This is a genomic window from Rathayibacter sp. PhB151 (assembly GCF_004366415.1).
GTDB lineage: Bacteria > Actinomycetota > Actinomycetes > Actinomycetales > Microbacteriaceae > Rathayibacter > Rathayibacter festucae.
Genome location: NZ_SOEN01000010.1, coordinates 1 through 26,662 on the forward strand (window position 1 = coordinate 1; position 26,662 = coordinate 26,662).

A 26,662-nucleotide genomic window follows, 5' to 3' on the forward strand; every position below is an offset into this window, starting at 1 on the left:
AACAAGGCCCTCAACCAGCTGAAATCCCTCGGCTACGACGTCCAACTCACACCACGAGCCGCGGCCTGAGGTCACCATGTTTTCCTAGGAGACCCACCCCGACAGCACCCGCCACCCCCCTCCCAGGAGTCCCGTCGACCCCGGCTGCTAGGGTGCGTGTCGAGCGCGCCGACGTCCCGACGGCTGCGCTCACGGCACAGCGTGGCGCGCCGGACCCGAGGCGTGCCGCCTCCGGCACCGCCCACTGACGGTTTGGACACCCTTGGCCGACTACTCCTCGCCCTCCTCCGCGCAGCCTCCCTTCGACGCGTCGCAGTTCCACGAGCTCCCGCCGAGGCGGCCCTCCCGTCGAGCCGTCGTGCTCGGCGCGGTCGGCGCTGGCCTCGGCCTCGTCGCCCTCGGCGGCGGCGGCTACGCCGCCTACCGCGCCCTGCAGCCCGACCAGCCCGGGGTCTCCGGCGAGCCGGGCACCCCGGCCGCCGAGCTCGACCTGCTCGCCGGCGTCCCGACTCCGACGCCCTCCTTCGGCCCGAACGGCACCCACTGGCCCTCGCGGACCCCGTGGTTCACGGGCGACGTCGACCTCGAGGTCGAGGTCGAGTGCTCCTGGTCGGCGATCAGCGAGGCGATCACCACCGCGCTCGACACTGCGGGCCCCGCCGACACCGTCCGCATCCTCGTCGCACCGGGCGAGCTGCCCGGCGGCGGCGCCGGATCGAGCTCGTCCCCGATGATGCAGGACATCGGCACGCTCGATCGCGACACCCGCGTCCTCGTCTACCCGCGCGACGGCTGGGGCACGGTCACCACCGCCAACTCCTGGCGTCTGCTCCGCGTCTACAACGTCGCGCTGGTCGGCATCGTCACCAACGGCGCCTTCCTCGCCTCCGGCTGCAGCAGCTCGGCCTTCGCGCGGATCACCACCAACGCCTACAACGTCTACGGCGTCGACGGCACCGACTTCACCGAGAACGTCGAGCTCGTCGAGGTGGTCGTCCCGGACGCCCAGCTCCGCGACGAGGACGTCTCGAGCATGCGCACCCCCACCGACGGCGCGGGCGGCCTCCGCCACATCTTCCGGATCGGCTGCTACACCGCCCCGGCGTACAAGGAGAAGGGCTCCGGCGCGCACACCGACACCGTGCAGTTCTCCGGCCAGGGCGGCAACTACTACGGCGACATCACGAGCATCGACTGCATCGACTTCGCCTCGACGAACACCGCGTTCCAGATCGGCTCGGCCGAGAACGTGCGCTACCAGCACTGCCTGGTCGTCGGAGCGGACGTCGTGAAGCGGGTCTTCCCGGTGCCGGACGAGGCCGATCAGGACGGCAGCTTCGGCGCCTCCAACGGCCCCGGCGTCGAGTTCGGCTGCTCGGCTCTCGACAGCACCTTCATCGGACCGATGGGCGCCGCGACCTGGGCGTCGGTGACGAACTCGACCGCCGGCTACGAGACCAGCGGCGCGGCACCGAAGGAGGGCGAGTGGATCATCGACGAGTCGATCCTCGAGTGGAGCGCCGACGACGTGCACGAGCGCAGCCCGCAGGTGACGAGCGAGTACCTGGCCCAGATCTGGGCCTGATCGGCTGAGCAGCCGACCGGCTGAGCAGCCGACCGGCTGAGCAGCCGACCGCCTGACCACCCGGCCGCCTGACCGACAGGTCGCCTGAGCGCGCGGCGTCCGGCGCTCAGCCCGCGTGCCGCCCGGCCCGCGCCGGTCGCGTCAGCGCGACGAGCGGCGCCGGCACCGTGAAGAGCGGATCGCCCGGGATCAGCGCGAGCACCCGGCGGATCCCGAGCGACAGCGCGACGATCGCCGCCGTGAGCACCAGCGGGTAGAGCAGCGCCGCCACCGGCTTCTCGAGCAGCCCCGTCAGCCAGGCGGCGTCCGGGTTCGCGACGAGCGACCACAGCCCGAGCAGCGGCACCTGCAGCAGGTAGATCGGCAGCGTCCGCCGCCCGATCGCCGAGCCGACCCGCGCCGCCGGCGCCCAGCGGCAGAGCAGAGCCGCGCAGGCCACGGCGAGCGGAATCGCGCTCGCGCTCACCACGAAGCCCGCGATCTGCCCGGCCGCCCCGTCGACGACACGCCCGCCCACGACCGCCACCAGGAACACCCCGAGCGGCACGAGCAGCACCAGCACGCCCGGCCGCGAGAAGCGGCGCAGCTGCTCCGCCCCGAGGACGCCGAGCGCGAAGAAGACGAAGTTGGCCAGCAGCGCGTCGCCGAACAGGATCACCCGCAGGTTCGTCGCGAGGAACCAGGCGGCGGTGCCGAGCAGCAGGATCCCCCACCACGGCACCCGCAGCGCCCGCAGCAGCACCAGCACGAGCGGGTAGAGCGCGAGCGCGAAGAGGAACCAGAGCGTGGTCGTCGGGAAGACGAACTGCAGGAGGACGCGGTCGAGCGAGTCGATCGAGTGCGGGAAGTCGGGGCGCGCGAGCAGGGCGAAGAACACGGCGTAGAGCACGACCCACACCGCGTAGAGGTAGTAGTTCGACACCAGTCGCACCCGCGCGGAGCCGCGACGCCAGCCGCGCAGCAGACCGGACTGCGCGAGGAGCCCCGCCAGCGCGAAGAGGATCGGCATCCGGATGCGTCCGAGCGAGCCGCCGACCTGGTCCCAGAGCGCGGCGACAGAGGATCCCGGATCGGCGACGGTGGCGAAGCTCCAGATCAGGACGTGGAAGAGGACGACCGCGAGGACGCCGAGGCCGCGGGTCGTGTCGATCCAGGCGAGCCGCTCGCGCGCGACGAGCGCGTCCCCTGATCCCGTTGTCACGCGACCCAGTATGAGGGCTCGATGTGTCGCGGAAAACGCGACGTGCGGCGCGCGGCGTCGGTGCGCGGTGGTGGCTCGCGGTATTCGATCACGCGCCGGCCGTCGGTTCGCGCCGTCAGCTCGCGCCGTCGAGCCGCCCGACCGCGGTGACCCGCACGACCGCCGCGCCCGCCTCGTCCGACTCCGCGAGATCGACCGTGGCGGAGATCCCCCAGTCGTGATCGCCTGCCGGATCGTCCAGGATCTGCCGCACCCGCCACTCGGTCGGCGTCTCGGTGACCAGCAGCATCTTCGGTCCGCGCGCGTCCGGGCCGATGCCGATCGAGTCGTGCTCGTCGTAGTAGTCGTCGAGCGCCTCACCCCAGGCGTCGGCGTCGAAGCCGGCCTCCGCGTCCAGCTCGCCGAGCGCCTCGTGGTCGTCCAGCGCCGCGAGCGTGACCCGCCGGAACAGCTCGTTGCGCACCAGCACCCGGAAGGCGCGCTGGTTCGCGGTCAGCCGGCGCGGAGCGGGCGGCACGATCGCTTGATCGGCGGCGTGCAGCGCCGGGTTGACCAGCTCCTCCCACTCGTCGACCAGCGAGGAGTCGACCTGGCGCACCAGCTCGCCGAGCCACTCGATCAGATCGTGCAGCTCCTCGTTCTTGATCTCGTCCGGGATGGTCTGCCGGGCGGCCCGGAACGCGTCGGAGAGGTAGCGCAGCACGAGGCCCTCCGAGCGGGAGAGCTTGTAGAACGCGCAGTACTCGCCGAACGACATCGCACGCTCGTACATGTCGCGCACGACCGACTTGGGCGAGAGCTCGAAATCGCGCACCCACGGCTGCACGGCGGTGTAGGTCTCGAAGGTCGCCTCGAGCAGCTCCTGGAGCGGCTTCGGGTGCGTGACGCTCTCGAGCAGCTCCATCCGCTCCTCGTACTCGATGCCGTCCGCCTTCATCGCGGCGACCGCGTCGCCCCTGGCCTGGAACTGCTGGGCGCCGAGGATCTGCCGCGGGTCGTCGAGCGTCGCCTCGAGCACCGAGATCACGTCCAGCGCGAAGGTCGGCGACTCCGGGTCGAGCACGTCGAAGACCGCGAGAGCGAACGGCGAGAGTGGCTGGTTGAGCGCGAAGTTCGGCTGCAGATCGACGGTCAGCCGGATGCGGACCACGCCGTCGGCGTCGACGATCTGCTCGACCACCTCCGCGGTCCGCAGGGTCCGATAGATGCCCAGCGCCCGGCGGGCCAGTTGCAGCTGCCGCTTCCACGGCTCGTGGTTGTCGAAGATCAGCGCGTGCACGTTCGCGAAGACGTCGCCTCCGCGCGCGATCACGTTGAGCAGCATCGCGGAGGTGATCGTCATGTGCGAGGTGAGCGTCTCGGGCTCGGCGTCGACGAGCTTGCGGAAGCTCGGCTCGCCCCAGCTGACGAAGCCCTGCGGCGCGCGCTTGCCGACCCACTTGCGGCGCTTCTTCGGGTCGTCGCCCATCTTGTCGAGCGCCTTGCGGTTCTCCGACTCGTGCTCGGGCGCCTGCACCACCACGGTGCCCGCGGTGTCGTAGCCCGCACGGCCGGCCCGCCCGGCGATCTGGTGGAACTCGCGGGCCGAGAGCTGGCGGCTCTTCACGCCGTCGTACTTCGTCAGCGCGCTGAGCAGCACGGTCCGGATCGGGACGTTGATGCCGACGCCGAGGGTGTCCGTGCCGCAGATCACCCGCAGCATGCCCTGCTGGGCCAGCTGCTCGACCAGGCGGCGGTACTTCGGCAGCATGCCCGCGTGGTGCACGCCGATCCCGAGCCGGAGCAGGCGCGAGAGGGTCTTGCCGAACGCGGTCGTGAAGCGGAAGCCGCCGATCACCTCGGCGATGCGGTCGCGGTGCTCGCGGGTGGCGATGTTCGCGCTGGTCAGCGCCTGCGCCCGCTCGAGCGCGGCGGCCTGGGAGAAGTGCACGATGTAGACCGGCGCCTGGTTCGTCGAGAGCAGCTCCTCGATCGAGTCGTGGATCGGCGCGATCTCGTAGAAGAAGTGCAGCGGCACCGGCCGCTCGACCCCGGTGACCGTCGCGGTCTCGCGCCCCGTCCGCCGGGTGAGGTCCGCGGCGAGCGCCGTGACGTCGCCGAGCGTCGCCGACATCAGCACGAACTGCACGTGCGGCAGCGTCAGCAGCGGCACCTGCCAGGCCCAGCCGCGGGACGGGTCGGCGTAGAAGTGGAACTCGTCCATCACGACCTGGTCGACGTCGGTCTCGGCGCCGTGCCGCAGCGCCAGGTTCGCGAGGATCTCGGCGGTGCAGCAGATGATCGGCGCGTCCGGGTTCACCGAGGAGTCGCCGGTCACCATGCCGACGTTCGCGGCGCCGAAGACGTCGACCAGCGCGAAGAACTTCTCCGAGACGAGCGCCTTGATCGGCGCCGTGTAGTAGCTGCGCCGCCCGTTCGCCAGCGCGGCGGCGTGCGCCCCGATCGCGACCAGCGACTTCCCGGTGCCGGTCGGCGTCGACAGGATCAGGTTCGCCCCCGACGAGATCTCGATCATCGACTCGTCCTGCGCCGGGTACAGCGGCAGCCCCCGCGCCTCGGCCCACTCCGTGAACGCCAGGTACACCGCGTCGTCGTCGACGCGCCCGTCGGCGTCGGGCGTCGGCATCCGTTCGAGCAGCGTCGCAGTCATCCCCCCATCCTCCCGGAGTTTCCTGCGCCAGGGCCCCTCCCTGCTGGTCCAGTGCCTCCGCAGCGGCCACACCCTGCTGGTCGAGCAGCCGCGCAGCGGCGTCTCGGGACCCGCGCTCACGGGCGCGCTCGATCCGCGAGGGCGCGGCGCAGCCGCTCGACCGAGCGCTCGGGGTACGGCAGGAACTCGGCTGCCACGATGCGCACCGGGTGCACACCGATCGCGAGGAAGTCGTCGTAGCGGCCGACGTCGCGCGCGAACTGCCGGTTGCTCGTGCGGTGCCCGTCGCCCTCGTACTCCCAGGACACCCGCTCCCGCTCGTACCAGCCGTCGGGCCGCCCGACGAAGACACCCGCCGGCGTGAACAGCGGCACCTGGAGCTGCGGCTCCGGAAGTCCTGCCCGCACCGACGCGAGCCGGAAGCGGGTCTCCGGCCGTGACTCGGCGCCGTCGCGCACCAGCGCGATCGCCTCGCGCAGCCGCGGCGCTCCGCGCCCGCAGAACCACGCCACTCGCTCGCGGAGCTCCCCCAGCGGCACCCAGGGGCGCGGATCCCCCGGATCTCCGCGGTGCGGCGTCCGCACGAGCGCGTCGCCCACCGCCACGAGATCGTCGAGCTCGAGCAGCGTGCCCAGATGGCAGAAGAGCGACGCCCCGTCGGTCATCGGCAGGCCGTGCCGGACGATGCGCCGCACCAGCGCATCGGAGACCGCATGCCCGGCCACTCCCGGACGCCGTGCCGCCCGAGCCGGCGCGCGCACGCTGACGTGCAGCGGCTCACCCGGCAGGGCGCGCGGGAGCTCCAGCGGCCAGAGCCTCGCCGCGGTCAGATGGCTGAGGACCGCTCCCGGCCCGAGCAGGGCGAGGAGCGCCCGCGCGCGGATCTCGAGGTCCGGATCGACGCCCTCGACCCGCACGCCGTGGAACGGCGCCGTCAGATCGCCGCTGCGCAGGCGACCCCGGGCGAGACCGACGCGAGCGGCCTCGGCGACGGTGAACGGCCGCCCGAGGAGCTCGGCGGGAAGACGGGACGGCTGCGGCATCCCGCCACCGTGCCGCACGCGGACCCCTGAGAACCGCTCTTCACAGACCCGCCTGTTCTCCACACCCCGACCGCGCCAGTCGATCCGTCACGAACGGTCCCCGCGCGCATCCGGAGACGACCATTCGTGCCGGATCGACGCGCGCAATGGGCTGCTCGATCAGCAGGCTGGGGCCGGTTCAGCAGCCCGCGGGTCAGGCGAGCGCGCGCTCGACGTAGGGGCGCAGGTCGGCGGCGAGGCGCAGCTCGCCCGCGGCCTCGGCGTCGAGGAGGGTCTGCGCGTCGTCCGCGCGGCGCTCGACGAACCAGCGGCGCAGCGGGACGGCGCGCTCCGGACGCGAGAGCAGCTCGATCGCGTCGCCGGCCTCGATGCTCCCCCGGTGCAGGACCCGCAGGTAGGCGCCGGTGCGCCCCTCGTCGGCGAATCGCTTGACCCAGTGCGGCTCGCCGAGCACGCGCTGGAAGGTCGCGCACGGGGTCCGCGGCATCGTCACCTCGACCTCGACCTTCTCGCCGATCCGCCAGCGCTCGCCGATCACGGCGCCGGTGAGATCGAGCCCCTCGACCCGCAGGTTCTCGCCGAACCGCCCGGAGGGCATCTCGTAGCCGAGCCGCTCCGCCCACCACTCGGCGTCCTCGCGGGCGTACGCGTAGAGCGCCTTCGCCTCGCCGCCGTGGTGCGCGCGGTCGGCCTGCACGTCGGCGTAGACGCCGAGATCCCGGATGACGACCGGCCCCTCGACGGGGCGCTTGTCGATGGCGGTCACGCCGACCAGGCCCGGGTCCGGGAGCAGGCGGTCGACGCGGCAGACGGCGAGGAGTCGGGACATGCGGTCATGCTCTCACCGCACGGCCCTGCTCGCGCGCAGAGGCTCGCCGGTGGGCGGTGCGCGGGGGCTCGCCGCGTAGGCTCGCCGGGTGCGCGCCGCCCTCCCCGCTCCTCGTTTCGATCCGCTCCTCCTCGACGGCCTCGCCGAGGGCTACGCCGGCGACACCGGCGCCCGGGAGCACGCGGAGGGCCTCCTCTTCGACGGCGTCGACCTCACCGGAGCCGACCTGACGGCCGCGTCGTTCAGCGAGTGCGTGCTCGACGGCGTGGTCCTCGAGCGGGCGCAGCTGCGCGCCGCCTCCCTCGTGGAATCGCGGCTCGAGCGGCTGGACGTGCCGGGGCTGTCCGCGCCCCGCAGCCGCTGGCGCTCGATCGAGCTCGCCTCCTCCCGGCTGGGCTCGGCCGAGCTCTACGAGAGCACCTTCGAGCAGGTCCGCATCACGGACTGCAAGCTCGGCTACGTCAACCTGCGCGGAGCGACCCTGCGCGACGTCCTCTTCGAGCGCTGCACGATAGACGAGCTCGACCTCGGCGGGGCCACCGGTTCGCGAGTGGCCTTCACCGACTGCGACGTCCGCTCCCTCGAGCTGCCCGGCGCGAGGATCCAGGACCTCGACCTGCGCGGCGCCGAGCTGCACGTGCTCGGCGGTCTCGACGGACTCCGCGGCGTCGCGCTCACGGAGCTGCAGCTCAGCCTGATGCTGCCGCTGTTCGCCGAGCACTTCGGCGTGCGGGTCCTCGGCTGAGCCGGACCCCCGGCCCTACGCGCGCCGCCGGCCGATCCGCCGGCTGAGCGCCCGGCGACCGATTAGGAACACTCCGAGCACGATCGTCGTGACGACCACGAAGCTCAGCTGCACGCCCTGCCCCGAGAGCACCCGCAGCAGCATCCCGCCGGCCACCGTCACGACCCAGACCACGATCCCGGAGACGAGGATCCGGTCGGGCGAGCGCCAGGCGCGCGCGATCACCCAGCCCAGCAGCAGCGCGGCGACGAACGGCCACAGCGTCACGAGGAAGCCCTCGAGCACCGAGCCGCCGTCGTGCGTCCGCCGCCCGATCAGCACGAAGACCGCGACGAGGACGACATCGAGCGCCAGCCCGAGCCAGCCGCGGCGGGTCACGCGGGCTCCGTCACGAAGTCGATCAGCTGCTCGACCCGGCCGAGCAGCGCCGGCTCCAGGTCCTTGAAGGTCCGGACCTGCCCGAGGATGCGCTGCCAAGCGCGCGCGATGTCGGCCTGCTCGTCGTGCGGCCAGCCGAGCGCCTGGCAGATGCCCTTCTTCCACTCGATCGAGCGCGGGACGTCCGGCCAGCGCTCGAGGCCGACGCGGGCCGGCTTGACCGCCTGCCAGACGTCGACGAAGGGATGGCCGACCACGAGGACGTGCGCGCCGTGCGGGCCGGCGGCGACCGCGTCGGCGATCCGCGACTCCTTCGACCCGCGGACGAGGTGGTCGACGAGCACGCCGATCCGCCGTCCGGGCCCTGGGGCGAAGGCGCGGACCAGCTCGTCGAGGTTGTCGACGCCCTCGATGTACTCGACGACGACGCCCTCGATCCGCAGGTCGTGGCCCCAGACCTTCTCCACCAGCTCGGCGTCGTGCCGGCCCTCGACGTAGATGCGGCTCGGCAGCGCGACGCGCGCCTTCGCGTCCGCGACGTGGAAGGAGCCGGAGGCGGAGCGCGCCCGGCCGAGGTTCGCGTCGCGCTTGAGACCGGGGGCCTTGAGCGACACCGGCTTGCCGTCGATGAGGAAGCCGGGGCCGATCGGGAAGACGCGGACCTTGCCGAAGCGGTCCTCGAGCTTCACCATCCGCAGCTCCACGCCGACGACCGCGCCGACGAAGCCGGAGGCGACCTCCTCGACGACGAGATCGCGCTCGGCCTCGACCACCGCGACCTCGACCGTGTTCTTCGCCCGCCAGTTCCCGGCGAGCACGTCCTGCCCGTACCTGTCCTCGTCCATCGCCTCGAGGGTAGCCCGCTGCTGCGGATGATCATCACTCTCGATTACCAGAATGTATTGCGATGCGTTTATAGATCTGGTCCACTGGTCCTGGCCGCCGACCGGTGGCCGCGTTCCTCGAAAGGCAGCACCATGAGCAGCACCGACCTCCACGCCGAGCACGACCTCACCGAGCACCAGCACGGCGACGGCTGCGGCCACACCACCGTCCAGCACGACGACCACGTCGACTACGCGCACGGCACCCACCGCCACGCCCTGCACGGCGACCACTACGACGAGCACGGCGCCCACGCCGAGCACGTCGCCGCCGCCGACCAGTCCTGACCCGCGCGCGGCAGCATGCTGGTCGAGTAGCGCGAAGCGCGTATCGAGACCCGCCCACCGGACGACGGCGGATCTCGATACGCCCTCTCCGAGGGCTGCTCGATCAGCATGAGCGAGCCGCCCATGCAAGACGGCGGCCGGCCCCGTCTGCCGGCGAGCACGCCGCCGCCACCGCCCTTGCATGCTGGCCGAGGAGCGCGAAGCGCGTATCGAGACCCCGCCGCCGGCGAGCATGACGCTGCGAGACCCCGCTCCCAGCCGTGGTGAGTAGGCTGGCGGGGATACAACGTGCTCCGGGGTCGGTGAGAGTCCGAACCGGCGGTGACAGTCCGCGAGCCGCTGACCACTTCGGTGGGAGGCGGTTGACCTGGTGGAATTCCGGGACCGACGGTGAAAGTCCGGATGGGAGGCAGCACGAGCGTCGCGCGCGAGCGCGGCGCTGAACGACGGTGCCCGCGCACCGCCGGTCGCACCCCGGAGTTCGGCGACGAACGGAACCGGGAATGACGATCGACTTCGAGCACGCGATGCGCAGGGCGCTGGCCCTCGCCGAGCGCGGCCCCGCGCGCGGCGTGAACCCGCGCGTCGGCTGCGTGCTGCTCGCGCCGGACGGCACCGTGCTCGCCGAGGGCTGGCACCACGGCGCCGGCACCGCGCACGCCGAGGTCGACGCCCTCTCCACCCTCGCCCCCGGCGCCGCGACCGGCGCCACCGCCGTCGTCTCCCTCGAGCCCTGCAACCACACGGGTCGCACCGGCCCCTGCAGCCGGGCCCTGATCGACGCCGGCGTCGCCCGCGTGGTCTACGCCGTCGGCGACCCCGGTGACCGCTCGGCCGGCGGCGGCGACACCCTGCGCGCGGCCGGCGTCGAGGTGATCGAGGGCGTCCTCGCCGAGGAGGCGGAGGAGTTCCTGCACATCTGGCTCGCCGCGACCCGCCGCCGCCGCCCCTGGGTGACCCTCAAGTGGGCGTCCACGCTCGACGGCCGCACCGCCGCCGCCGACGGCAGCAGCCGCTGGATCACCGGCGCCGCGGCCCGGCAGCGCGTGCACGAGCAGCGCGCCGCGGCGGACGCGATCCTCGTCGGCACCGGCACGGTCCTCGCCGACGACCCGAGCCTCACCGCCCGCGGCGACGCCGGCGAGCTCCTCGCCGAGCAGCCGCTGCCCGTCGTCGTCGGCGAGCGCGGCGTCCCCGTCGGCGCCCGCGTCCTCGATCACCCGCGCCCCCCGGTCCTCGAGCGCACGCACGACCTCGCGGCGGTCCTCGACCGCCTCTACGACGCCGAGATCCGCCACGTCTACGTCGAGGGCGGCCCGATTCTGGCCTCCGCCCTCGTCGCCGACGGTCTCGTCGACGAGTTCCTCGTCTACCTCGCCCCGGCACTGCTCGGCGGCCCGCGGCTCGCCCTCGACGACCTGGGCGTCGAGAGCATCGCCAGCGCGCACCGCCTCGACCTCCGCTCCGTGGAGGTCCTCGGCGGCGACCTCCTCGTCACCGCCCGGCCGGGCTCCCCCGCCCACCGGCAGCCCGCCCTGCAGAAGGAGTCCTGATGTTCACCGGAATCATCGAGGAGGTCGGCGTCGTCACGGCCGTCTCGTCAGGGACCGACGCGATCCGCCTGACCGTGCGCGGCCCGCTGGCCGTCGAGGGCGCACGCCACGGCGACTCCATCGCGGTCTCGGGCGTCTGCCTGACCGTGGTCGACCAGTCGGACGACGGCTTCACCGCCGATGTGATGGCGCAGACCCTGCGGATGTCCACGCTCGACGGCGTCGCGGTCGGCGACCCCGTCAACCTGGAGCGCGCGGCGCTGGTCGGCGACCGCCTCGGCGGCCACATCGTCCAGGGCCACATCGACGGCACCGCGACGCTGCTCGCGGTCACGCCCGGCGACGCCTGGCGCGTGCTGCGCTTCTCCCTCCCGGCCGCGGCCGCTCCCCTGGTCACCGACAAGGGCTCGATCGCGGTCGACGGCGTCTCGCTGACGGTCTCGGCGATCAGCCCCGCCACCGAGCCGGAGCAGTGGTTCGAGGTCTCGCTCATCCCCGAGACCCTCGCCGCCACCACCCTCGGCACCCGCGCCGTCGGCGACCGCGTCAACATCGAGACCGACATCCTCGCCCGCCACGTCGAGCGGATGCTCGCGCTGCGGTCCGCCGCCGACGAAGGAGGCCGAGCATGAGCCTCGCCACGATCCCCGAGGCCGTCGCGGCCCTCCGCGCCGGCCGGCCGATCATCGTCGCCGACGACGAGGGCCGCGAGAACGAGGGCGACGTCATCGTCTCGGCCCAGCTCGCGAGCCAGGAGACGATCGCCTGGATGGTCCGCCACTCCTCCGGCTTCATCTGCGCGCCGATGACCAACGAGATCGCCGACCGCCTGGAGCTGCCGCTGATGGTCGTCGACAACGAGGACCCGCGCGGCACCGCCTACACGATCTCGGTCGACGCCGCGGACCGCCTCTCCACCGGCATCAGCGCCTCCGACCGCGCGCACACGCTCCGCGTGCTGGCCGACCCGGAGGCGACCCCGGCGCGGCTGCACCGGCCCGGCCACATCCTGCCGCTGCGCGCGGTCGAGGGCGGCGTGCGCGAGCGCGACGGGCACACGGAGGCGGCGGTCGACCTGATGAAGCTCGCCGGGCTCGAGCCCGTCGGCGCGATCTCGGAGATCGTGGCGGAGGACGGCGAGATGATGCGCCTCCCCGGCCTGATCGCGCTCGGCGAGCGCGAGGGCGTGCCGGTCACCACGGTGGCCGCCCTGATCGCCTACCTCGAGGAGCACCACGCCGAGCTGGACGCCTCGAGCGTGGAGCCCGCCCGGGACACCCCGCGCGTGATCTTCGAGGTCGAGACGACCGTGCCGACCACGCACGGGCCGTTCCGGCTGCGCGCCTACCGCGACCGCCAGACCGGCGCCGACCACGTCGCCGTCGTGGCGGGCGACATCGGCGACGGCCACGGCACGCTCGTGCGGGTGCACTCCGAGTGCCTCACCGGCGAGGCCTTCGGCTCGCTGAAGTGCGAGTGCGGCCCGCAGCTCGACGCCGCGCTCGACACGATCCAGCGCGACGGCGGCGTCGTGATCTACCTGCGCGGGCACGAGGGCCGCGGCATCGGCCTGATCAACAAGCTCCGCGCCTACCGCCTCCAGGAGGACGGGCTCGACACCCTCGACGCCAACCTCGCCCTCGGCCTGCCCGCCGACGCCCGCGACTACGGCGCCGCCGTCGGCATCCTCGAGGACCTCGGCGTCACCGACGTCCGCCTGCTCACCAACAACCCGGAGAAGGTGCGCCAGCTCACCGACCGCGGCATCACCGTGTCCGAGCGCGTGCCGCTGGTGGCCGGCGTCGGCGCCTTCAACCAGGGCTACCTCGCGACCAAGCGCGACCGGATGGGCCACTTCAGCGATCTCGACCCCCTCGTCGGACTCGACCCCCTCGACGCCGGACCCTCCGGCGCGACACCGAAGGAGTAAGCCATGGCCGGTAGCGGCGCCCCCACCACCTCCCCCGTCGACGGGAGCGGCCTCCGCGTCGTCGTCGTCGCGGGGACCTGGCACCAGCAGATCAGCGACGGGCTGATCGCCGGCGCGAAGGCCGCGCTCGACGAGTCCGGCGCCTCCTGGTCGCTCGTGCGCGTCCCGGGCTCGTTCGAGCTGCCGGTGGCCGCGAAGGCCGCCCTCGAGGCCGGCGCCGACGCGGTGGTCGCCCTCGGCGTCATCATCCGCGGCGGCACCCCGCACTTCGAGTACGTCTCGGACGCGGCGACCTCGGGGCTGACGAACGTCTCGATCCAGACCGGCAAGCCGGTCGGCTTCGGCGTGCTCACCCTCGACACCGAGCAGCAGGGCGTCGACCGCGCCGGCCTGCCCGGCTCGAAGGAGGACAAGGGCCGCGAGGCGGCGGAGGCGGCGATCGCGACCGCGCTCGTCCTCCGCGAGCTGCGCGGCTAGCCGCGACCCCGAGCGCCGACGCCCCCCTTGTCGGGGGCGTCGGCGCACTTCGCGGAGAGGCGCTCTTGCTGAGAAGACCCGGAGTAAAGTGGACGGGTCGTCACGAGCGGCCCTACCCTCCCTCCCCCTCGGCCCCCGCGGCCCGCAGCGCCCGATCGACGCCGCCCCCGCCGGCACCGGGAGACCCCTCCACCGGAGCAGCCCTCTTCCATGTCTTCTTCCCGTACCGCAGCCGACGCTCCCGCCGCCGCCCCGCAGAACTCCCGGGGCCGGGTCATCCTGGCGAGCCTCATCGGCACCTCGATCGAGTTCTACGACTTCTACGCCTACGCGACGGCCGCCGTCCTGGTCTTCCCGTCTCTCTTCTTCGTCAACGAGGACCCGGCGGTCGCCCTCCTCGCCTCCTTCGCGGTCTTCGGCGTCGCCTTCATCGCCCGCCCGATCGGGTCGATCATCTTCGGCCACTTCGGCGACCGCGTCGGCCGCAAGGGGACCCTCGTCGCCTCGCTGCTCACGATGGGCATCGCGACCTTCCTGATCGGCTGCCTGCCGACCGCCCTCACGCCGGGCTGGGAGTTCCTCGCTCCATTCCTGCTCGTCGTGATGCGCTTCTGCCAGGGCCTCGGCCTGGGCGGCGAGTGGTCCGGCGCCGCCCTCCTCGCGACCGAGAACGCCCCCGCGAACAAGCGCGCCATCTACGGCACGTTCCCCCAGCTCGGCGCCCCGATCGGCTTCATCGTCGCGAACGTGCTCTTCCTCGTGCTCGCGAGCACCATGAGCGACGAGACCTTCGCCGCCTGGGGCTGGCGCGTGCCGTTCCTCGCGAGCGCCGTGCTGGTGATCGTCGGCCTCTACGTGCGCCTCAAGCTCGTCGAGACCCCCGCGTTCCAGAAGGTCGTCGACAACGGCGAGGTGGCCAAACTGCCGCTCGCCCGCGTCTTCAAGACCAGCTGGCGCCCGCTCATCCTCGGCACGTTCATCATGCTGGCGACCTACGTGCTCTTCTACCTGATGACCACGTTCACGCTGACCTACGGCACCACGCCCTCCGATGCGGCGACCCCGGGCCTCGGCTACAGCCGCAACGACTTCCTGATCATGCTGATCGTCGGCGTCGTCTTCTTCGGGATCTTCACGCTCGTCTCCGGCCCGCTGGCCGAGAAGTTCGGCCGCCGCCGCACGCTGCTCGTCGTCACCTCGGCGATCCTCGTCTTCGGCCTGCTCTTCGTCCCGCTGTTCAGCGGCGGCTTCGCCGGCGTGATGGCGGTGCTGATCCTCGGCTTCACGCTGATGGGCCTCACCTTCGGCCCGATGGGCGCCGTCCTGCCCGAGCTGTTCCCGACCAACGTCCGCTACACCGGCTCGGCGATGTCGTACAACCTGGCGTCGATCCTCGGAGCGGCGCTCGCGCCGATCATCGCGGTGGCGCTCTGGCAGTCGGCCGGCGGCAGCACGCTGCTGGTCGGCCTCTACCTCAGCGGCGCGGCGGTGCTGACGCTCATCGCGCTGCTGCTCTCGAAGGAGACGCAGCACACGGCGTACCACGACAACGTGTCGTAGGACGCCGCTCCTCACTGCCTGTCCGGCCCGTCGGTTCCCCCGGCGGGCCGGACCCGTCTCCGGGCCCGTGCGAAAGGAAGCGGCGCCGACCCTTCATGCCGGTCGACCCTTCCTGCCGGTCGACCCTTCATGCTGGTCGAGTAGCCCCGCAGGGGCGTATCGAGACCCGCCACCACCAGCAGGGCGGGTCAGCAGACTCGCGTTCTGACGCCGGTGGATCTCGATGCGCCCGCTCCACGGGCCACTCGATCAGCACAGCTTCTCGTCTCGATCGAGGGCCGGTTCGCAGCCACGAAGGGGCAAGATGGACGGCGGTCCACAAGAAGTACGGCAAGGCGTGAGCGAGGACGAACGAGCGATGAGCAGCACCACGGAGAGCACGCGCGGCGGACGGCGGCCCCGCCGCGGCAAGGACGACGGACCCCGCGCCTCCTTCTCGCAGCTCGTCCCTTACCTGCTGGAGCACCGCGGCATCCTCTCGGTCGTGGTCGTGCTCAGCCTGTTCGGCGCCGCCGCCAGCCTCGCCCAGCCGCTCGTCGTCGGCCAGGTCATCACCCGCGTGCAGGACGGCCTCGACCTCGGTCCGCTGGTCTGGGCGCTCCTCGTCCTCGTGGTCGCCTCCGGCCTCATCTCCGGCTTCGCGCACTACCTCCTCCAGCGCACCGGCGAGGGCATCGTCCTCTCCAGCCGCCGCCGGCTCGTCGCGCGGCTGCTCCGCCTGCCGATCCGCGAGTTCGACGCCCGCCGCACCGGCGACCTCGTCTCCCGCGTCGGCTCCGACTCCACGCTGCTGCGCGCCGTGCTCACCCAGGGCCTCGTCGACTCGATCGCCGGCTCGCTGCTCTTCGTCGGCGCGATCGTCGCCATGGCGATCATCGACTGGGTCCTCCTGCTGATCATCGTGGTCGTCGTCGCCGTCGCCCTCGGTGCGGCGCTGACCCTCGGTCGCGGCATCCGCGTCGCCAGCCGGAAGGCGCAGGAGAAGGTCGGCGACCTCGCCGCCGCCGTCGAGCGCGCGATCAGCGCCGTCCGCACCATCCGCGCCGCCGGCGCCACCGACCGCGAGATCGCCGTCGTCGACACCCACGCGACCGAGGCCTACCGCCTCGGCATCCGCGTCGCGCACATCTCGGCGCTCGTCGTCCCGGTGGCCGGGATCGCGATGCAGGTCGCCTTCCTCGCCGTGCTCGGCGTCGGCGGCTACCGCGTCGCCTCGGGCGCGATCGACATCGCCCAGCTGGTCTCGTTCATCCTCTTCCTCTTCATGATGGTGATGCCGCTGGGCAACTTCATCGGCGCGATCACCTCCGTCAACTCGGCGCTCGGCGCGCTCGGGCGGATCCAGGAGATCATCGACCTGCCGATCGAGGGCGACGGCGAGCGCGACGGCGGCGGGCTCGGCCCGGGCGTCGCCGACTCCGCCATCGCCTTCGACGACGTCGTCTTCTCCTACGACGAGAAGGCCCTCGACGTCGACGAGGACGCCCGCGACCGCACCGTCCTGCGCGGCGTCTCCTTCACCGTCCCACGCGGCAAGCGCACGGCCCTCGTCGGCCCGTCCGGCGCCGGCAAGAGCACGATCCTCGCCCTGATCGAGCGCTTCTACGACCCCGAGGCCGGCGTGGTCCGGCTCGGCGGCGTCGACATCACCGCCATCGACCGCGACGCCCTCCGCGCCCAGATCGGCTATGTCGAGCAGGACGCGCCGGTGCTGGCCGGCACTCTCCGCGAGAACCTCGTGCTCGGCCGCCCGGACGCCTCCGACGAGGACTGCCTGCGGGTGCTCGAGGCCGTGAACCTCACCGACGTGCTCGAGCGCAACCCGCTCGGACTGAACGCGCCCGTCGGCGAGAGCGGCGTCATGCTCTCGGGCGGCGAGCGCCAGCGCCTCGCGATCGGGCGCGCGCTCCTCGCGGCCCCGCCGATCCTGCTGCTCGACGAGTCCACCTCGAGCCTGGACGGCCTCAACGAGCAGCGCCTGCGGCTCGCGATCGACGCCGTGGCCGAGAACCGGACGCTGCTCGTCATCGCGCACCGCCTCTCGACGGTCGTCGACTCCGACCAGATCGTGGTGCTGCAGAAGGGCGAGGTCGTCGGGATCGGCACGCACTCCGAGCTCGTCGAGTCGACGCCGCTCTACCGCGACCTGGCCAAGCACCAGCTGCTGGTCTGAGCGCGGCCCCGGCCCGGTCAGCGCGGCGGCATCCGCAGCGCGCCGTCGAGACGGATCACCTCGCCGTTGAGCATCGGGTTCTCGATCACGTGGCGCACGAGCGCGGCGAACTCCGACGGCCGGCCGAGCCGGGCCGGGTGCGGCACCGCCTCGCCGAGGGCGGCGCGCGCCGCCTCCGGCAGCCCGGCGAGCAGCGGGGTGTCGAAGGTGCCGGGCGCGATCGAGACGACGCGGATCAGCGCGGCCGCCAGTTCGCGCGCCAGCGGCAGGGTCAGCGCGGCCACGGCACCCTTCGAGGCGGCGTAGGCCGCCTGCCCGATCTGCCCCTCGAAGGCCGCGATCGACGCCGTGGTGATCAGGACCCCGCGCTCCCCCTCGACCGGCTCGCCCTCGGCGATCGCGGCCGCCGCGAGCCGCAGGACGTTCAGCGTGCCGACCGTGTTGATCCGGAGGACCCGCTCGAAGGCGTCGAGCGCCAGCGGCCCGTCACGGCCGAGCAGGCGGCCCGGCGTCGCGACACCGGCGCAGGTCACGGCGATCCGCAGCCCCTCGGCGGCCGTCACGGCCCGCTGGACCGCGTCGGCGTCGAGGACGTCGCCCGGGATCCGCAGAATCGACTCCGGCAGGTCGGCGCTGTCGAGCGCCGTCGGCAGATCGAGGACGACGACGCGCGCTCCTGCCTCGGCGAGGGCCCGCGCCGTCGCGGCTCCGAGCCCCGAGGCTCCCCCGGAGACCAGCGCCGCGCAGCCCTCGACGCGCATCAGGGGGCGATCGTCGGGGCGGGCGCGTCGGTGGAGAGCGCCTCGGCGGAGCAGTCGGTGAGGGTGCGGTCGTAGTCGGCGATCGCCTCCTGCGCGGCCAGCCACTCCGACTCGCTCAGGGAGCCGTCCGGGGCGGCGGGCCGCTCGTTCAGGCCGTAGCGCGCGAGGCACCGGGTGATCAGCTGGGAGACCTCATCACCCTCGGTCACCGCTCCGGTCGCGACGGGCGTCGGCTCGGTCGCGCGGATCGTCCGCGCGGGCGTGGCACCGGAGTCGGGCACCTCGGCCGGGTCCAGCGCGCAGCCCGCGAGCGGGGCCAGCAGCAGCAGCACGGCCGCGACGGCCGACGGCAGGCGGGCGGCTCGGAGCCGGGAGCGCTCGGGCATGGACGACCTCGGGAGTGGATGACGGCGGAGGACGGCACGGCGCCGGAGGAGCGGTGCCGGCCGGGTTCGTGGCGAGCGTAGCGCAGGCGCTCGGACCGGGGCGTCCGGGGTGCGCGGAACGACGGGCCGCGGCCCTGACGGGGGGTCAGGGCGCCGCGAGCGCCCACATCGCGACCGCACTCGCCGCCGCGACGTTCAGCGAGTCGATCCCGTGCCGCATCGGGATCTGCACCGCGACGTCCGCGGCGGCCAGCGCCTCCGCGGTGAGCCCCTCCCCCTCGGTGCCGAGCACGAGCGCGACCCGCTCCGGGGCGGCCGCCGCGAAGTCGCGCAGCGGCACCGCCTCCGGGGTCAGCGCCATCGCGGCGATCGTGAAGCCGGCCTCGTGCAGCAGCGCGCGCGTGCTCGGCCAGTCGCCGACCCGCGTCCAGGGCACCTGCAGCACCGTGCCCATGCTGACGCGGATCGCCCGGCGGTAGAAGGGGTCGGAGCAGCGCGGGGTCACCAGCACGGCGTCGGCGCCGATCGCGCCGACCGAGCGGAAGATCGCGCCGACGTTGGTCGGGTCGACCACGTTCTCGAGCACGACCACGCGGCGCGCGCCGGCGAGCAGCTCCGCGGGGTCGGCCAGCACCGGCCGGTCCAGCGCGGCGATCAGGCCGCGGTGCAGCGTGTAGCCGGTCAGCTCGGCCAGCAGCTCACCGGGTCCGGTGAAGACCGGCACGTCCCGGTCGCCGAGCAGCCGCTCGGCCTCCTCGACCGAGCCGCCGAGCGAGAGCACCGAGCGCGGTCGGTGGCCGGCGGCGAGCGCCCGCTCGAGCACCAGCGCCGACTCCGCGAGATAGAGCCCGTGCGGGCCGCGGGCGTTCTTCAGCGCGACGTCCGTGGCGTGCGCGTAGTCGCGCAGCCGCGGGTCCTCGAGAGAGCGGACCTCGATCAGCTCCACGGATCAGGCGAAGGGGTCGGGGGTGAGCGTGTACTTGGTGCTGAGGTACTCGTGGATGCCCTCGAGCCCGCCCTCGCGGCCGAGCCCCGACTGCTTGACGCCGCCGAACGGTGCCGCGGCGTTCGAGACGACGCCGACGTTCAGCCCCATCATCCCGGTGGCGAGCCGCTCGATCATCCGCTGACCGCGGGCGAGATCGCGGGTGAAGACGTACGAGACCAGCCCGAACTCGGTGTCGTTGGCGAGGGCGACCGCCTCGTCCTCGTCGCGGAACGGAACGATCGCGAGGACCGGGCCGAAGATCTCGGTGCGCAGGATCTCGCTGCCGGGCGCGACCCCCGCGAGCACCGTCGGCTCGTAGAAGTGCCCGGCACCGTCGATGCCGTGCCCGCCGACCCGGACCTCGGCTCCGCGGTCGACGGCGTCCCGGACCAGCGAGGCCGCCTTCTCGACCGCGCGGTCGTCGATCAGCGGACCGATCGTGATGCCCGCCTCGGTGCCGCGGCCGACGGTCAGCGCGCGGACGCGCTCCGTGACGCGGGCCGCGAACTCCTCGGCGATCGACTCGTGCACGAAGAAGCGGTTGGCGGCCGTGCAGGCCTGGCCGATGTTGCGGAACTTCGCGAGCATCGCGCCCTCGACCGCGCGGTCGAGATCGGCGTCCTCGAAGACGACGAACGGCGCGTTGCCGCCGAGCTCCATCGAGGTGCGCAGCACGCCCTCGGCCGCCTGCCGCAGCAGCGTCCGCCCGACCGGCGTCGAGCCGGTGAAGGAGAGCTTGCGCAGTCGCGGGTCCGACAGGATCGGCTCCGACACCGCACCGGCCGAGGAGGTGGTGACGACGTTGACGACGCCGTCCGGCACCCCCGCCTCGGCGAGCAGGGCCGCGAAGGCGAGCGTCGTCAGCGGCGTGAGCTCGGCGGGCTTCACCACGACGGTGCAGCCGGCGGCGAGGGCCGGGGCGATCTTGCGCGTCGCCATCGCGAGCGGGAAGTTCCACGGGGTGATCAGGTAGCACGGGCCGATCGGGTGCTGCGAGACGATCATCCGCCCCGTGCCCTCCGGGTTCACGCCGTAGCGGCCCGAGATGCGCACCGCCTCCTCGCTGAACCAGCGGAGGAACTCGCCCCCGTAGGCGACCTCGCCGAGCGCCTCGGCGAACGGCTTGCCCATCTCCAGCGTCATCAGCAGGGCGAAGTCGTCCTTGCGCTCCTGCAGCAGGTCGAACGCGCGGCGGAGGATCTCCGCACGCTTCCGGGGCGCGGTCGCGGCCCAGGCCGGCCCCGCCTCGACGGCGGCGTCGAGCGCCCGCAGGCCGTCCTCCGGAGTCGCGTCGGCGATGGTGCGGATCACCTCGCCGGTGGCCGGATCCTCGACATCGATCGTGCCGCCGCCCGAGCCGTCGACCCACGCGCCGCCGATGAGCAGCTGCGACGGGACGCGGGCGAGCAGGGCCGCCTCGGCGGCGCTTCGAACGACGGAATCACTCACGAGAACACTCTTCCTGTGCGGATCGAGTCGCGCGGACCCCGCACGACGATGCTTCTCAGTCTACGACCGCCCCCGGACGCACCTCAGGAGCCGGTCGCTCCTGTGGACGGACCGGCCCCTGTGGAGGAGGGAAGCACGGTGGAGGAGGGAAGCACGGAGGAGGAGGCCTCGACGCGCACACCCGCCTCGGTCAGCTCGCGCAGTGCCGCGGCACTCGCCTCGGGCGAGACCCCGGCGACGAGGTCGGAGAGCACGCGCACCTCCAGGCCGGCCGCGCGCGCATCGAGGGCCGAGGCCCGCACGCAGTGGTCGGTGGCGAGCCCCACGACGTCGAGCTCGGTGACGCCCAGGCGCTCGAGCAGCGCCGGAACCGGCGCCCCGTCGTCCGCCGTCCCCTCGAAGGCCGAGTAGGACGGCCGACCCTGGCCCTTGCGGATGTGCACGTCGACCGCGTCCACCGCGAGCGCCGGGTGGTACTCCGCACCGGCCGTCCCCGCGACGCAGTGCACCGGCCAGGTGTCGAGATAGTCGGGCTCGGCGGCGAAGTGCCCGCCGTTGTCGGAGGCGCCGTCGTGCCAGTCGCGCGAGGCGAGCACCGTCGTGTAGCGGCCGGCGCTCGCGGCCAGGTGCGCGGTGATCGCCTCGGCGACACGCGTGCCGCCGGCGACGGCGAGCGCGCCCCCCTCGGTGAAGTCGTTCTGCACGTCGACGATCAGGAGTGCCGTGGTCATGGTGGTCCTCTCGGAACGGGAGCGGGAGCGGTGCGGGTGGGAGGTCAGGAGTCGGAGAGCGCGCCGCCGCAGCGGTAGACGCCGGTGACGAGCGTGTCGATGGCGGTCTTCGCCGAGTCGGAGACGTCGCCGAGCGCGTAGACGGCGAAGGTGAGCGCGGTGCCGTCCTGGGCGTCGACGACGCCGGCGAGCGTGTAGCCGGTGTCGATCCAGCCGGTCTTCGCGCGGACGGCGCCGTCGGCCACCGCGTTGTCGCCGGCGAAGCGGTCGGCGTAGGAGAGCGAGCCGGTGCGCCCCGAGACCGGGAGGCCGTCGAGGAGGACGCCGAGCTGCCCCTCCCTGGCCTGGATCTTCCGCAGCAGGCTCGTGAAGTACGCCGGTGCCACCGCGTTGTCGTCGCTGAGTCCCGAGCCGTCGACGATCGTGATCCCGGCCGTGTCCACTCCGTAGCCGGCGAGGCCCTGGAGGACGCCCGCCTGCTCGGCGCCGAAGTCGTTGCCGGAGCCCGTCCGGATCGCGACCAGCCGCGCGAGCATCTCCGCGATCGCGTTGTCCGAGACGAGCAGCATCTGCTGCACGAGGGTGCTCACCGGGGCCGACTCGACGGTGCCGAGCACCCGCGCGCCCGCCGTCGCGGTACCGGTGCTCACCGTCGGCGAGCCGGACAGCTCGTCCACGAAGGCGTCGCCCGCCCGGCCGATCGGGTCCTCGCCGCGGCGGGAGGTGGCGGCGGTCGGATCCGCCCGGTCGCCGTCGACCTGCAGGGCGGTGATCTCGGGCATGTAGCCGTCGGTCTGCTCCTTGCGGTTCCAGCTCGGCTGCCACGTGTCGCCGGAGTAGAGCGAGGCGTCGAGCACGACCGAGGAGATCCTGGTGCCCGCGGTCGCCGGGTCGGCGTCCCAGGCGGCCTCGACCTGCGCGGCGAGGTCGTCGAGGTGCGCGGCACCGGCGTAGACCGACTCCTGACCGCTCGGCAGCCGGCTGAGCGTGAGGTCGCCCCCGCCGACCAGCACGACGCTGCCGGGTGCGTCGCCTGCGACGACGGTCGTGGCGATGCGGGTGTCCGGGCCGAGGACGGCGAGCGCGGAGGCGGCGGTGAGGATCTTCAGGGCGGAGGCGGTGCGCGACGCGGTCGTGCCGCCGCGGTCGAAGAGCACCTCGCCGGTCGCGGCGTCGACGACCCGCGCCTGCATCGAGCCGAGGCGCGGATCCGCCGCGAGCTCGGCGACGGAGCAGGTGCGCAGTGCCTCGGCGGTCTCGGTGCCGGCAGGGCGGGCGGTGGGGGTCGGCGTCAGCGCGGGCGTCGGCGTCGCGGTGGCGGGTGCCGGGGCGGTGGGCGCCGCGGCGGGAGTCGCCGTGCGGCCGATCGCCGTCCCGGCGCCGAAGGCTCCGACGCCCAGCAGCACGGCGGCGACGGCTGCGGCGGCCACGAGGGCGCGCGGCCGGCGGCGGGGCGGGGTGTCAGTCATCCGAACCAGGGTAACCGGACGGGATCGACGGGGCCTGGGGGCGAAAGATACGGGGCGATGGCTGCACTCGCGGCTGCACCACGGGAAAGAATGCGGAGCCGCCTGTCGGAATCGAACCGACGACCTTCTCATTACGAGTGAGACGCTCTACCGACTGAGCTAAGGCGGCGTGCTCGCGAGGCGCTGGCCCCGGACACGATTACACAGCATAGCCTGCTCGCGGGCCGGGGCGTGAATCGGGGCGCGGGGCCCGCCGGCTACTCGGCGAGCGCGCCGCGCAGCTCCTCGAAGGAGTGCACGATCAGGCCCGGGAGCGCGTCGCGACCGTCGTGGTCGACCCAGCCGGCCCAGGCGTGCCGCATGGCGGCGAGGCCGAGCAGGGTGAGCATCCGGGCCCGGCTGCGCACCGCCTCGGCGTCCGTCCCGCCGCGGGTGAGGCGCTCGGCGACCAGGTCCTCGATGGCGAGCTCGAACTCCCGCATTCCGGCGATCTTGAGGCCGACGAGCTGCGGGTGCTCGCGGAAGAGGCTGCGCCGCAGCAGGTGCAGCTCGCGGTCCTCCTCCCCCGGGACCTCCGCCGCCGCGACGAAGACCGCCTGCAGGTCGACGAGGAGCGGCGCCTCGCCCGCCAGGAATGCGGCCGCGGTCTCGTCGGAGATCACCGGGAGGCCGCCGACCAGCGCGTCCTCCTTCGAGGCGAAGTAGTTGAAGAAGGTGCGCGTGGAGACGTCGGCCGTCCGCGAGACGTCCTCGATCGTGACGCGGTCCGGCCCGCGCTCGCTCGCGAGCCGCAGCACGGCGGTCTCGATCGCGCGCCGGGTCGCGAGGCGCTTGCGCTCCCGGAGGCCCGGCTGCTCCGGCGCGCCGCGGCGCTCCTGCTCGGTCAGCACTGCGGGTCCTCCTCGGGGACGACGCCCTCGAGCAGGTACGCGTCGACCGCGTCGTTCACGCACGAGTTCGACTTGTTGTAGGCCGTGTGGCCCTCGCCGTCGAAGGTCACGAGGTGCCCGTCGGACAGTTCCTCCGCCAGCGCCTGCGCCCAGACGTAGGGGGTCGCCGGGTCGTTGGTGGTGCCCACCACGAGGATCGGGCCCGAGCCCTCCGCCGTGATCGGCGCGCGGGAGCCCTCGAAGGCGGCCGGCCACTCGCCGCAGAGGATGTCGCCGTAGGCGAGATAGCGGCCGAGCGTCGGCGCCGCCGCCTCGAGCTCCGCGGCGTCCGCCCGCATCGACTCCGTCTCGGCGTCGTAGGCGTAGTCGACGCAGTTGATCGCGAGGAAGGCCTCGGTCGCGTTGTCGGCGTAGTCGCCGTCGGCCGTCCGGCCGTTGTAGGTGTCCGCGTACTGGAAGGCGATCTCCGCGCCGCCCTGCCGCACGTCCGTGAGCATCTCGCTCAGCCCGCCCCAGGAGGAGGCGGAGTAGAGCGGGTAGACGATCGCGGTGAGCAGGGTGCTCGAGCCGAGCTGCCGGCCGTCCTGGGCGCGGATCGGCGAGGCGTCGACGCGCTCGAGCATCGAGGCGACCTGCGCCATCGCGTCGTCGACCGTGCCGGTGAACGGGCAGCCCTCGCCGCCGAGGCAGGCGGTGAGATACGCGCGCAGGGCGCTCTCGAAGCCGATCGCCTGCTCGCGGACGACGTCGAGCGAGGTCGCGGCCGGGTCGATCGCGCCGTCGAGCACGAGCCGGCCGACGCGATCGGGGAAGAGGCCGGCGTAGGTGGCGCCGAGGAAGGTGCCGTAGGAGTAGCCGAGGTAGTGCAGCGACTGGTCGCCGAGCGCCGCCCGCAGCACGTCGAGATCGCGGGCCGCGCTGGTCGTGCCGACCTCGGGCAGCAGTGCGCCACTGCGCTCCTCGCAGGCGGCGGCGAAGGCGGCGGACGCGGTGCGCTGCGCGGCGATCCACTCGTCGCTGCCGCGCGCGCCCGGGACGATGTCGTAGAGGTAGGAGTCGAGTCCGGCGGCGTCGAGGCAGGACACCGCGGTCGAGGCGCCGACGCCGCGCGGGTCGAAGCCGACCACGTCGAAGCGGGCGGCGAGCTCGTCGTCCACGGCGAAGTCCAGGCTGTCGCGGATGAGGTCGACCCCGGAGCCGCCGGGCCCGCCCGGGTTGACCAGGAGGGAGCCGATCGCGTCCCCGCCCGTCGCCGGGTGGCGCACCAGCGCGATCGAGGCGGTCTCGCCGGCCGGAGCGTCCCAGTCGAGCGGCACCGTCGCGTCGGTGCACTGCATGCCCTCGCCGCAGTCGTCCCAGACCAGGACCTGGCCGTAGTACTGCTCGAGATCGGCGTCGACGGCCTGCGCGGCGGGGGTGGAGGTGCGCTCGGGTGAGGGTCCGGGAGCGAAGCAGCCGGAGAGCAGCACGACCGCGGCGCCGACCGCGGCGAGCGCCGACCAGCGGCCCGGGCGCCTCACGCGGCCACCGGGCGCCGCGCGGCGACCACCAGCATCGCCTCGAGGGCGAGGACGGGCGAGACGTTCGCGTCGATGCGCTGCCGGGCCTCCGCCACGGCGTCGAGCACCGCGAGCGTGCGCTCGGGGGCGGTGGCCGAGGCGAGCGCCGTCATCTCGCTCCGCACCTCCTCGTTGATCACGCCGCCGGGGGCGCCGAGCTGGAGGCGCACGACATCGCGGTAGAGCGAGAGCAGGTCGACGAGGATGCGGTCGAGGCCGTCGCGGAGGCTGCGCGTCGCCCGGCGCTTCTGATCCTCCTCGAGAGTGCGCAGCTGCGAGCGGAGCTGAGCGGGGATCGTGCCGCCGGGCTCGACGCCGAGCGAGCGCAGCGCCTGCTGGCGCTCGACCTCGTCGCGCTCGAGCGTGTAGGCCTTCGCGTCCTCGGTGGCGACCTCGATCATCCGCGCAGCACCCAGCACCGCGTCGGACACCCCGCGCAGGCTCAGGGCGATGCGGAGGGTCTCCTCGCGCCGCTCGCGGGCGTTCGCGTCGGTCGCGAGCCGGTGCGCCATGCCGATGTGGCTCTGGGCCTGGCGGGCGGCGCGCTCCGCCGTCTCCGCGTCGACGCCGTCGCGGCGCTCGAGCAGGCCGGCGACGTCCTCGACGCTGGGGACGCGCAGTCGGACCGAGCGCACCCGCGATCGGATCGTCGGCAGCAGGTCGGCCTCGCTGGGCGCGCAGAGGATCCAGACGGTGCGCTCGGGCGGCTCCTCGAGCGCCTTCAGCAGGACGTTCGAGGTGCGCTCGCTCATCCGGTCGGCGTCCTCGATGACCATCACCCGGTAGCGCGAGACCGACGGCGAGTACTGCGAGGACGAGACGAGGCGGCGCACCTCCTCGATCGAGATGATGACGCGCTCGGTGGCGAGGACCGCGAGGTCGGGGTGCGAGCGCGCGGCGACCTGCGCGCAGTCCGGGCACTCGCCGCAGCCGCCGCGGCGGCAGAGCAGCGCGGAGGCGAACGCGTAGGCGAGGTTGGAGCGGCCTGAGCCGGGCGGCCCGGTGATCAGCCAGGAGTGGGTCATTGAGGTCGACTCGTGCCCCCTCTCGTCGCGGGGGGTCGAGGCGTCGCGCAGGGCGCCGATGGCGTGCTCCTGGCCGACGAGCTGGCTCCAGACGGTCACGGATCCAGG

Annotated in this window: 24 protein-coding genes, 1 tRNA gene and 1 riboswitch; of the genes, 9 read left to right on the forward strand and 16 right to left on the reverse strand. The window is 73.4% G+C overall.

The features are described 5' to 3' along the window. The first annotated feature begins 262 nt into the window (after nt 1-262). Nucleotides 263-1,585 carry a hypothetical protein gene (locus tag EDF35_RS17075; protein ID WP_133963214.1) on the forward strand — a complete coding sequence of 441 codons (1,323 nt, stop codon included), beginning with the start codon at nt 263-265 and terminating at the stop codon, nt 1,583-1,585. Nucleotides 1,586-1,691: 106 nt separating this feature from the next. Here EDF35_RS17075 and EDF35_RS17080 read toward each other — a convergent pair whose 3' ends face one another. The 4 genes from EDF35_RS17080 to EDF35_RS17095 all read right to left on the reverse strand — a co-directional run bounded on the left by EDF35_RS17080 (nt 1,692) and on the right by EDF35_RS17095 (nt 7,308). Next, complete coding sequence (locus tag EDF35_RS17080; protein ID WP_159422244.1) at nt 1,692-2,786, reverse strand: acyltransferase; 1,095 nt, start codon at nt 2,784-2,786, stop codon at nt 1,692-1,694. A 115-nt stretch (nt 2,787-2,901) separates the two neighbouring features. Beyond that, nucleotides 2,902-5,436, reverse strand: coding sequence for a DEAD/DEAH box helicase (locus EDF35_RS17085; protein WP_133963216.1), 2,535 nt, complete (start codon nt 5,434-5,436; stop codon nt 2,902-2,904). A 116-nt stretch (nt 5,437-5,552) separates the two neighbouring features. After that, complete coding sequence (locus tag EDF35_RS17090) at nt 5,553-6,479, reverse strand: hypothetical protein (RefSeq protein ID WP_133963217.1); 927 nt, start codon at nt 6,477-6,479, stop codon at nt 5,553-5,555. Nucleotides 6,480-6,672: 193 nt separating this feature from the next. Next, a complete protein-coding gene (locus tag EDF35_RS17095; protein ID WP_133963218.1) occupies nt 6,673-7,308 on the reverse strand; it encodes an MOSC domain-containing protein in 636 nt (211 codons plus the stop codon). 88 nt (nt 7,309-7,396) lie between these two features. Between EDF35_RS17095 and EDF35_RS17100 the strand changes: the two genes are divergently transcribed. Next, nucleotides 7,397-8,053 carry a pentapeptide repeat-containing protein gene (locus tag EDF35_RS17100; protein WP_133963219.1) on the forward strand — a complete coding sequence of 219 codons (657 nt, stop codon included), beginning with the start codon at nt 7,397-7,399 and terminating at the stop codon, nt 8,051-8,053. A gap of 15 nt (nt 8,054-8,068) precedes the next feature. Here EDF35_RS17100 and EDF35_RS17105 read toward each other — a convergent pair whose 3' ends face one another. Continuing rightward, nucleotides 8,069-8,431: a DUF3054 domain-containing protein gene (locus EDF35_RS17105; protein WP_133963220.1), complete on the reverse strand. Its 363-nt coding sequence runs from the start codon at nt 8,429-8,431 to the stop codon at nt 8,069-8,071. Next, nucleotides 8,428-9,276, reverse strand: a complete 849-nt coding sequence (locus tag EDF35_RS17110) for a DUF3097 domain-containing protein (protein ID WP_123447666.1) — start codon at nt 9,274-9,276, stop codon at nt 8,428-8,430. Before EDF35_RS17110 ends, EDF35_RS17105 begins: the two co-directional genes overlap by 4 nt. Before the next feature lie 132 nt (nt 9,277-9,408). On the opposite strand from EDF35_RS17110, the gene EDF35_RS17115 reads away from it, so the two are divergent. The 7 genes from EDF35_RS17115 to EDF35_RS17145 all read left to right on the forward strand — a co-directional run bounded on the left by EDF35_RS17115 (nt 9,409) and on the right by EDF35_RS17145 (nt 17,296). Then, nucleotides 9,409-9,603: a zinc transporter permease gene (locus EDF35_RS17115; RefSeq protein WP_123447667.1), complete on the forward strand. Its 195-nt coding sequence runs from the start codon at nt 9,409-9,411 to the stop codon at nt 9,601-9,603. A 285-nt stretch (nt 9,604-9,888) separates the two neighbouring features. After that, a riboswitch (FMN riboswitch) is annotated at nt 9,889-10,022 on the forward strand. An 84-nt stretch (nt 10,023-10,106) separates the two neighbouring features. Further along, on the forward strand, nt 10,107-11,156 hold the full coding sequence (ribD, locus tag EDF35_RS17120) for a bifunctional diaminohydroxyphosphoribosylaminopyrimidine deaminase/5-amino-6-(5-phosphoribosylamino)uracil reductase RibD (protein WP_243840042.1): 1,050 nt from the start codon (nt 10,107-10,109) through the stop codon (nt 11,154-11,156). After that, the gene (locus tag EDF35_RS17125) at nt 11,156-11,788 is read left to right on the forward strand and encodes a riboflavin synthase (RefSeq protein ID WP_123705184.1); all 633 of its coding nucleotides are present in this window, start codon (nt 11,156-11,158) and stop codon (nt 11,786-11,788) included. The genes ribD and EDF35_RS17125 overlap by 1 nt, the downstream gene beginning before the upstream one ends. Further along, a complete protein-coding gene (gene ribA, locus EDF35_RS17130; RefSeq protein WP_123737581.1) occupies nt 11,785-13,086 on the forward strand; it encodes a GTP cyclohydrolase II in 1,302 nt (433 codons plus the stop codon). Before EDF35_RS17125 ends, ribA begins: the two co-directional genes overlap by 4 nt. 3 nt (nt 13,087-13,089) lie before the next feature. Next, nucleotides 13,090-13,563, forward strand: coding sequence for a 6,7-dimethyl-8-ribityllumazine synthase (gene ribH, locus EDF35_RS17135; RefSeq protein ID WP_133963221.1), 474 nt, complete (start codon nt 13,090-13,092; stop codon nt 13,561-13,563). A gap of 210 nt (nt 13,564-13,773) precedes the next feature. After that, complete coding sequence (locus EDF35_RS17140; protein WP_123705187.1) at nt 13,774-15,123, forward strand: MFS transporter; 1,350 nt, start codon at nt 13,774-13,776, stop codon at nt 15,121-15,123. Nucleotides 15,124-15,481: 358 nt separating this feature from the next. Beyond that, nucleotides 15,482-17,296, forward strand: coding sequence for an ABC transporter ATP-binding protein (locus EDF35_RS17145; RefSeq protein WP_133963222.1), 1,815 nt, complete (start codon nt 15,482-15,484; stop codon nt 17,294-17,296). 17 nt (nt 17,297-17,313) lie between these two features. Here the strand turns inward: EDF35_RS17145 and EDF35_RS17150 are convergent, their stop codons facing one another. The 10 genes from EDF35_RS17150 to EDF35_RS17195 form a co-directional block, all read right to left on the reverse strand. Next, a complete protein-coding gene (locus EDF35_RS17150; RefSeq protein WP_133963223.1) occupies nt 17,314-18,057 on the reverse strand; it encodes an SDR family NAD(P)-dependent oxidoreductase in 744 nt (247 codons plus the stop codon). After that, a complete protein-coding gene (locus tag EDF35_RS17155) occupies nt 18,057-18,443 on the reverse strand; it encodes a hypothetical protein (protein WP_133963224.1) in 387 nt (128 codons plus the stop codon). The genes EDF35_RS17150 and EDF35_RS17155 overlap by 1 nt, the downstream gene beginning before the upstream one ends. Before the next feature lie 145 nt (nt 18,444-18,588). Continuing rightward, nucleotides 18,589-19,389 (reverse strand): RNA methyltransferase, encoded by an 801-nt coding sequence (locus tag EDF35_RS17160; protein ID WP_123737576.1) that lies wholly within the window; start codon nt 19,387-19,389, stop codon nt 18,589-18,591. Between the two features lie 3 nt (nt 19,390-19,392). Further along, nucleotides 19,393-20,880, reverse strand: a complete 1,488-nt coding sequence (locus tag EDF35_RS17165; RefSeq protein ID WP_133963225.1) for an NAD-dependent succinate-semialdehyde dehydrogenase — start codon at nt 20,878-20,880, stop codon at nt 19,393-19,395. A gap of 83 nt (nt 20,881-20,963) precedes the next feature. Next, nucleotides 20,964-21,611: an isochorismatase family protein gene (locus EDF35_RS17170; protein WP_133963226.1), complete on the reverse strand. Its 648-nt coding sequence runs from the start codon at nt 21,609-21,611 to the stop codon at nt 20,964-20,966. Nucleotides 21,612-21,655: 44 nt separating this feature from the next. Beyond that, nucleotides 21,656-23,080: a D-alanyl-D-alanine carboxypeptidase/D-alanyl-D-alanine-endopeptidase gene (gene dacB / locus EDF35_RS17175; RefSeq protein WP_133963227.1), complete on the reverse strand. Its 1,425-nt coding sequence runs from the start codon at nt 23,078-23,080 to the stop codon at nt 21,656-21,658. Between the two features lie 96 nt (nt 23,081-23,176). Next, nucleotides 23,177-23,249 (reverse strand) — tRNA-Thr (locus EDF35_RS17180). An 88-nt stretch (nt 23,250-23,337) separates the two neighbouring features. Beyond that, the gene (locus tag EDF35_RS20920; protein ID WP_166674151.1) at nt 23,338-23,970 is read right to left on the reverse strand and encodes a TetR/AcrR family transcriptional regulator; all 633 of its coding nucleotides are present in this window, start codon (nt 23,968-23,970) and stop codon (nt 23,338-23,340) included. Beyond that, the gene (locus tag EDF35_RS17190) at nt 23,964-25,490 is read right to left on the reverse strand and encodes an alpha/beta hydrolase (protein ID WP_208323092.1); all 1,527 of its coding nucleotides are present in this window, start codon (nt 25,488-25,490) and stop codon (nt 23,964-23,966) included. The genes EDF35_RS20920 and EDF35_RS17190 overlap by 7 nt, the downstream gene beginning before the upstream one ends. Then, entirely contained in the window at nt 25,487-26,653 is a 1,167-nt protein-coding gene (locus EDF35_RS17195) for a DNA polymerase III subunit delta' (protein WP_123705195.1), read from the reverse strand. The genes EDF35_RS17190 and EDF35_RS17195 overlap by 4 nt, the downstream gene beginning before the upstream one ends. Nucleotides 26,654-26,662 lie beyond the last annotated feature (9 nt).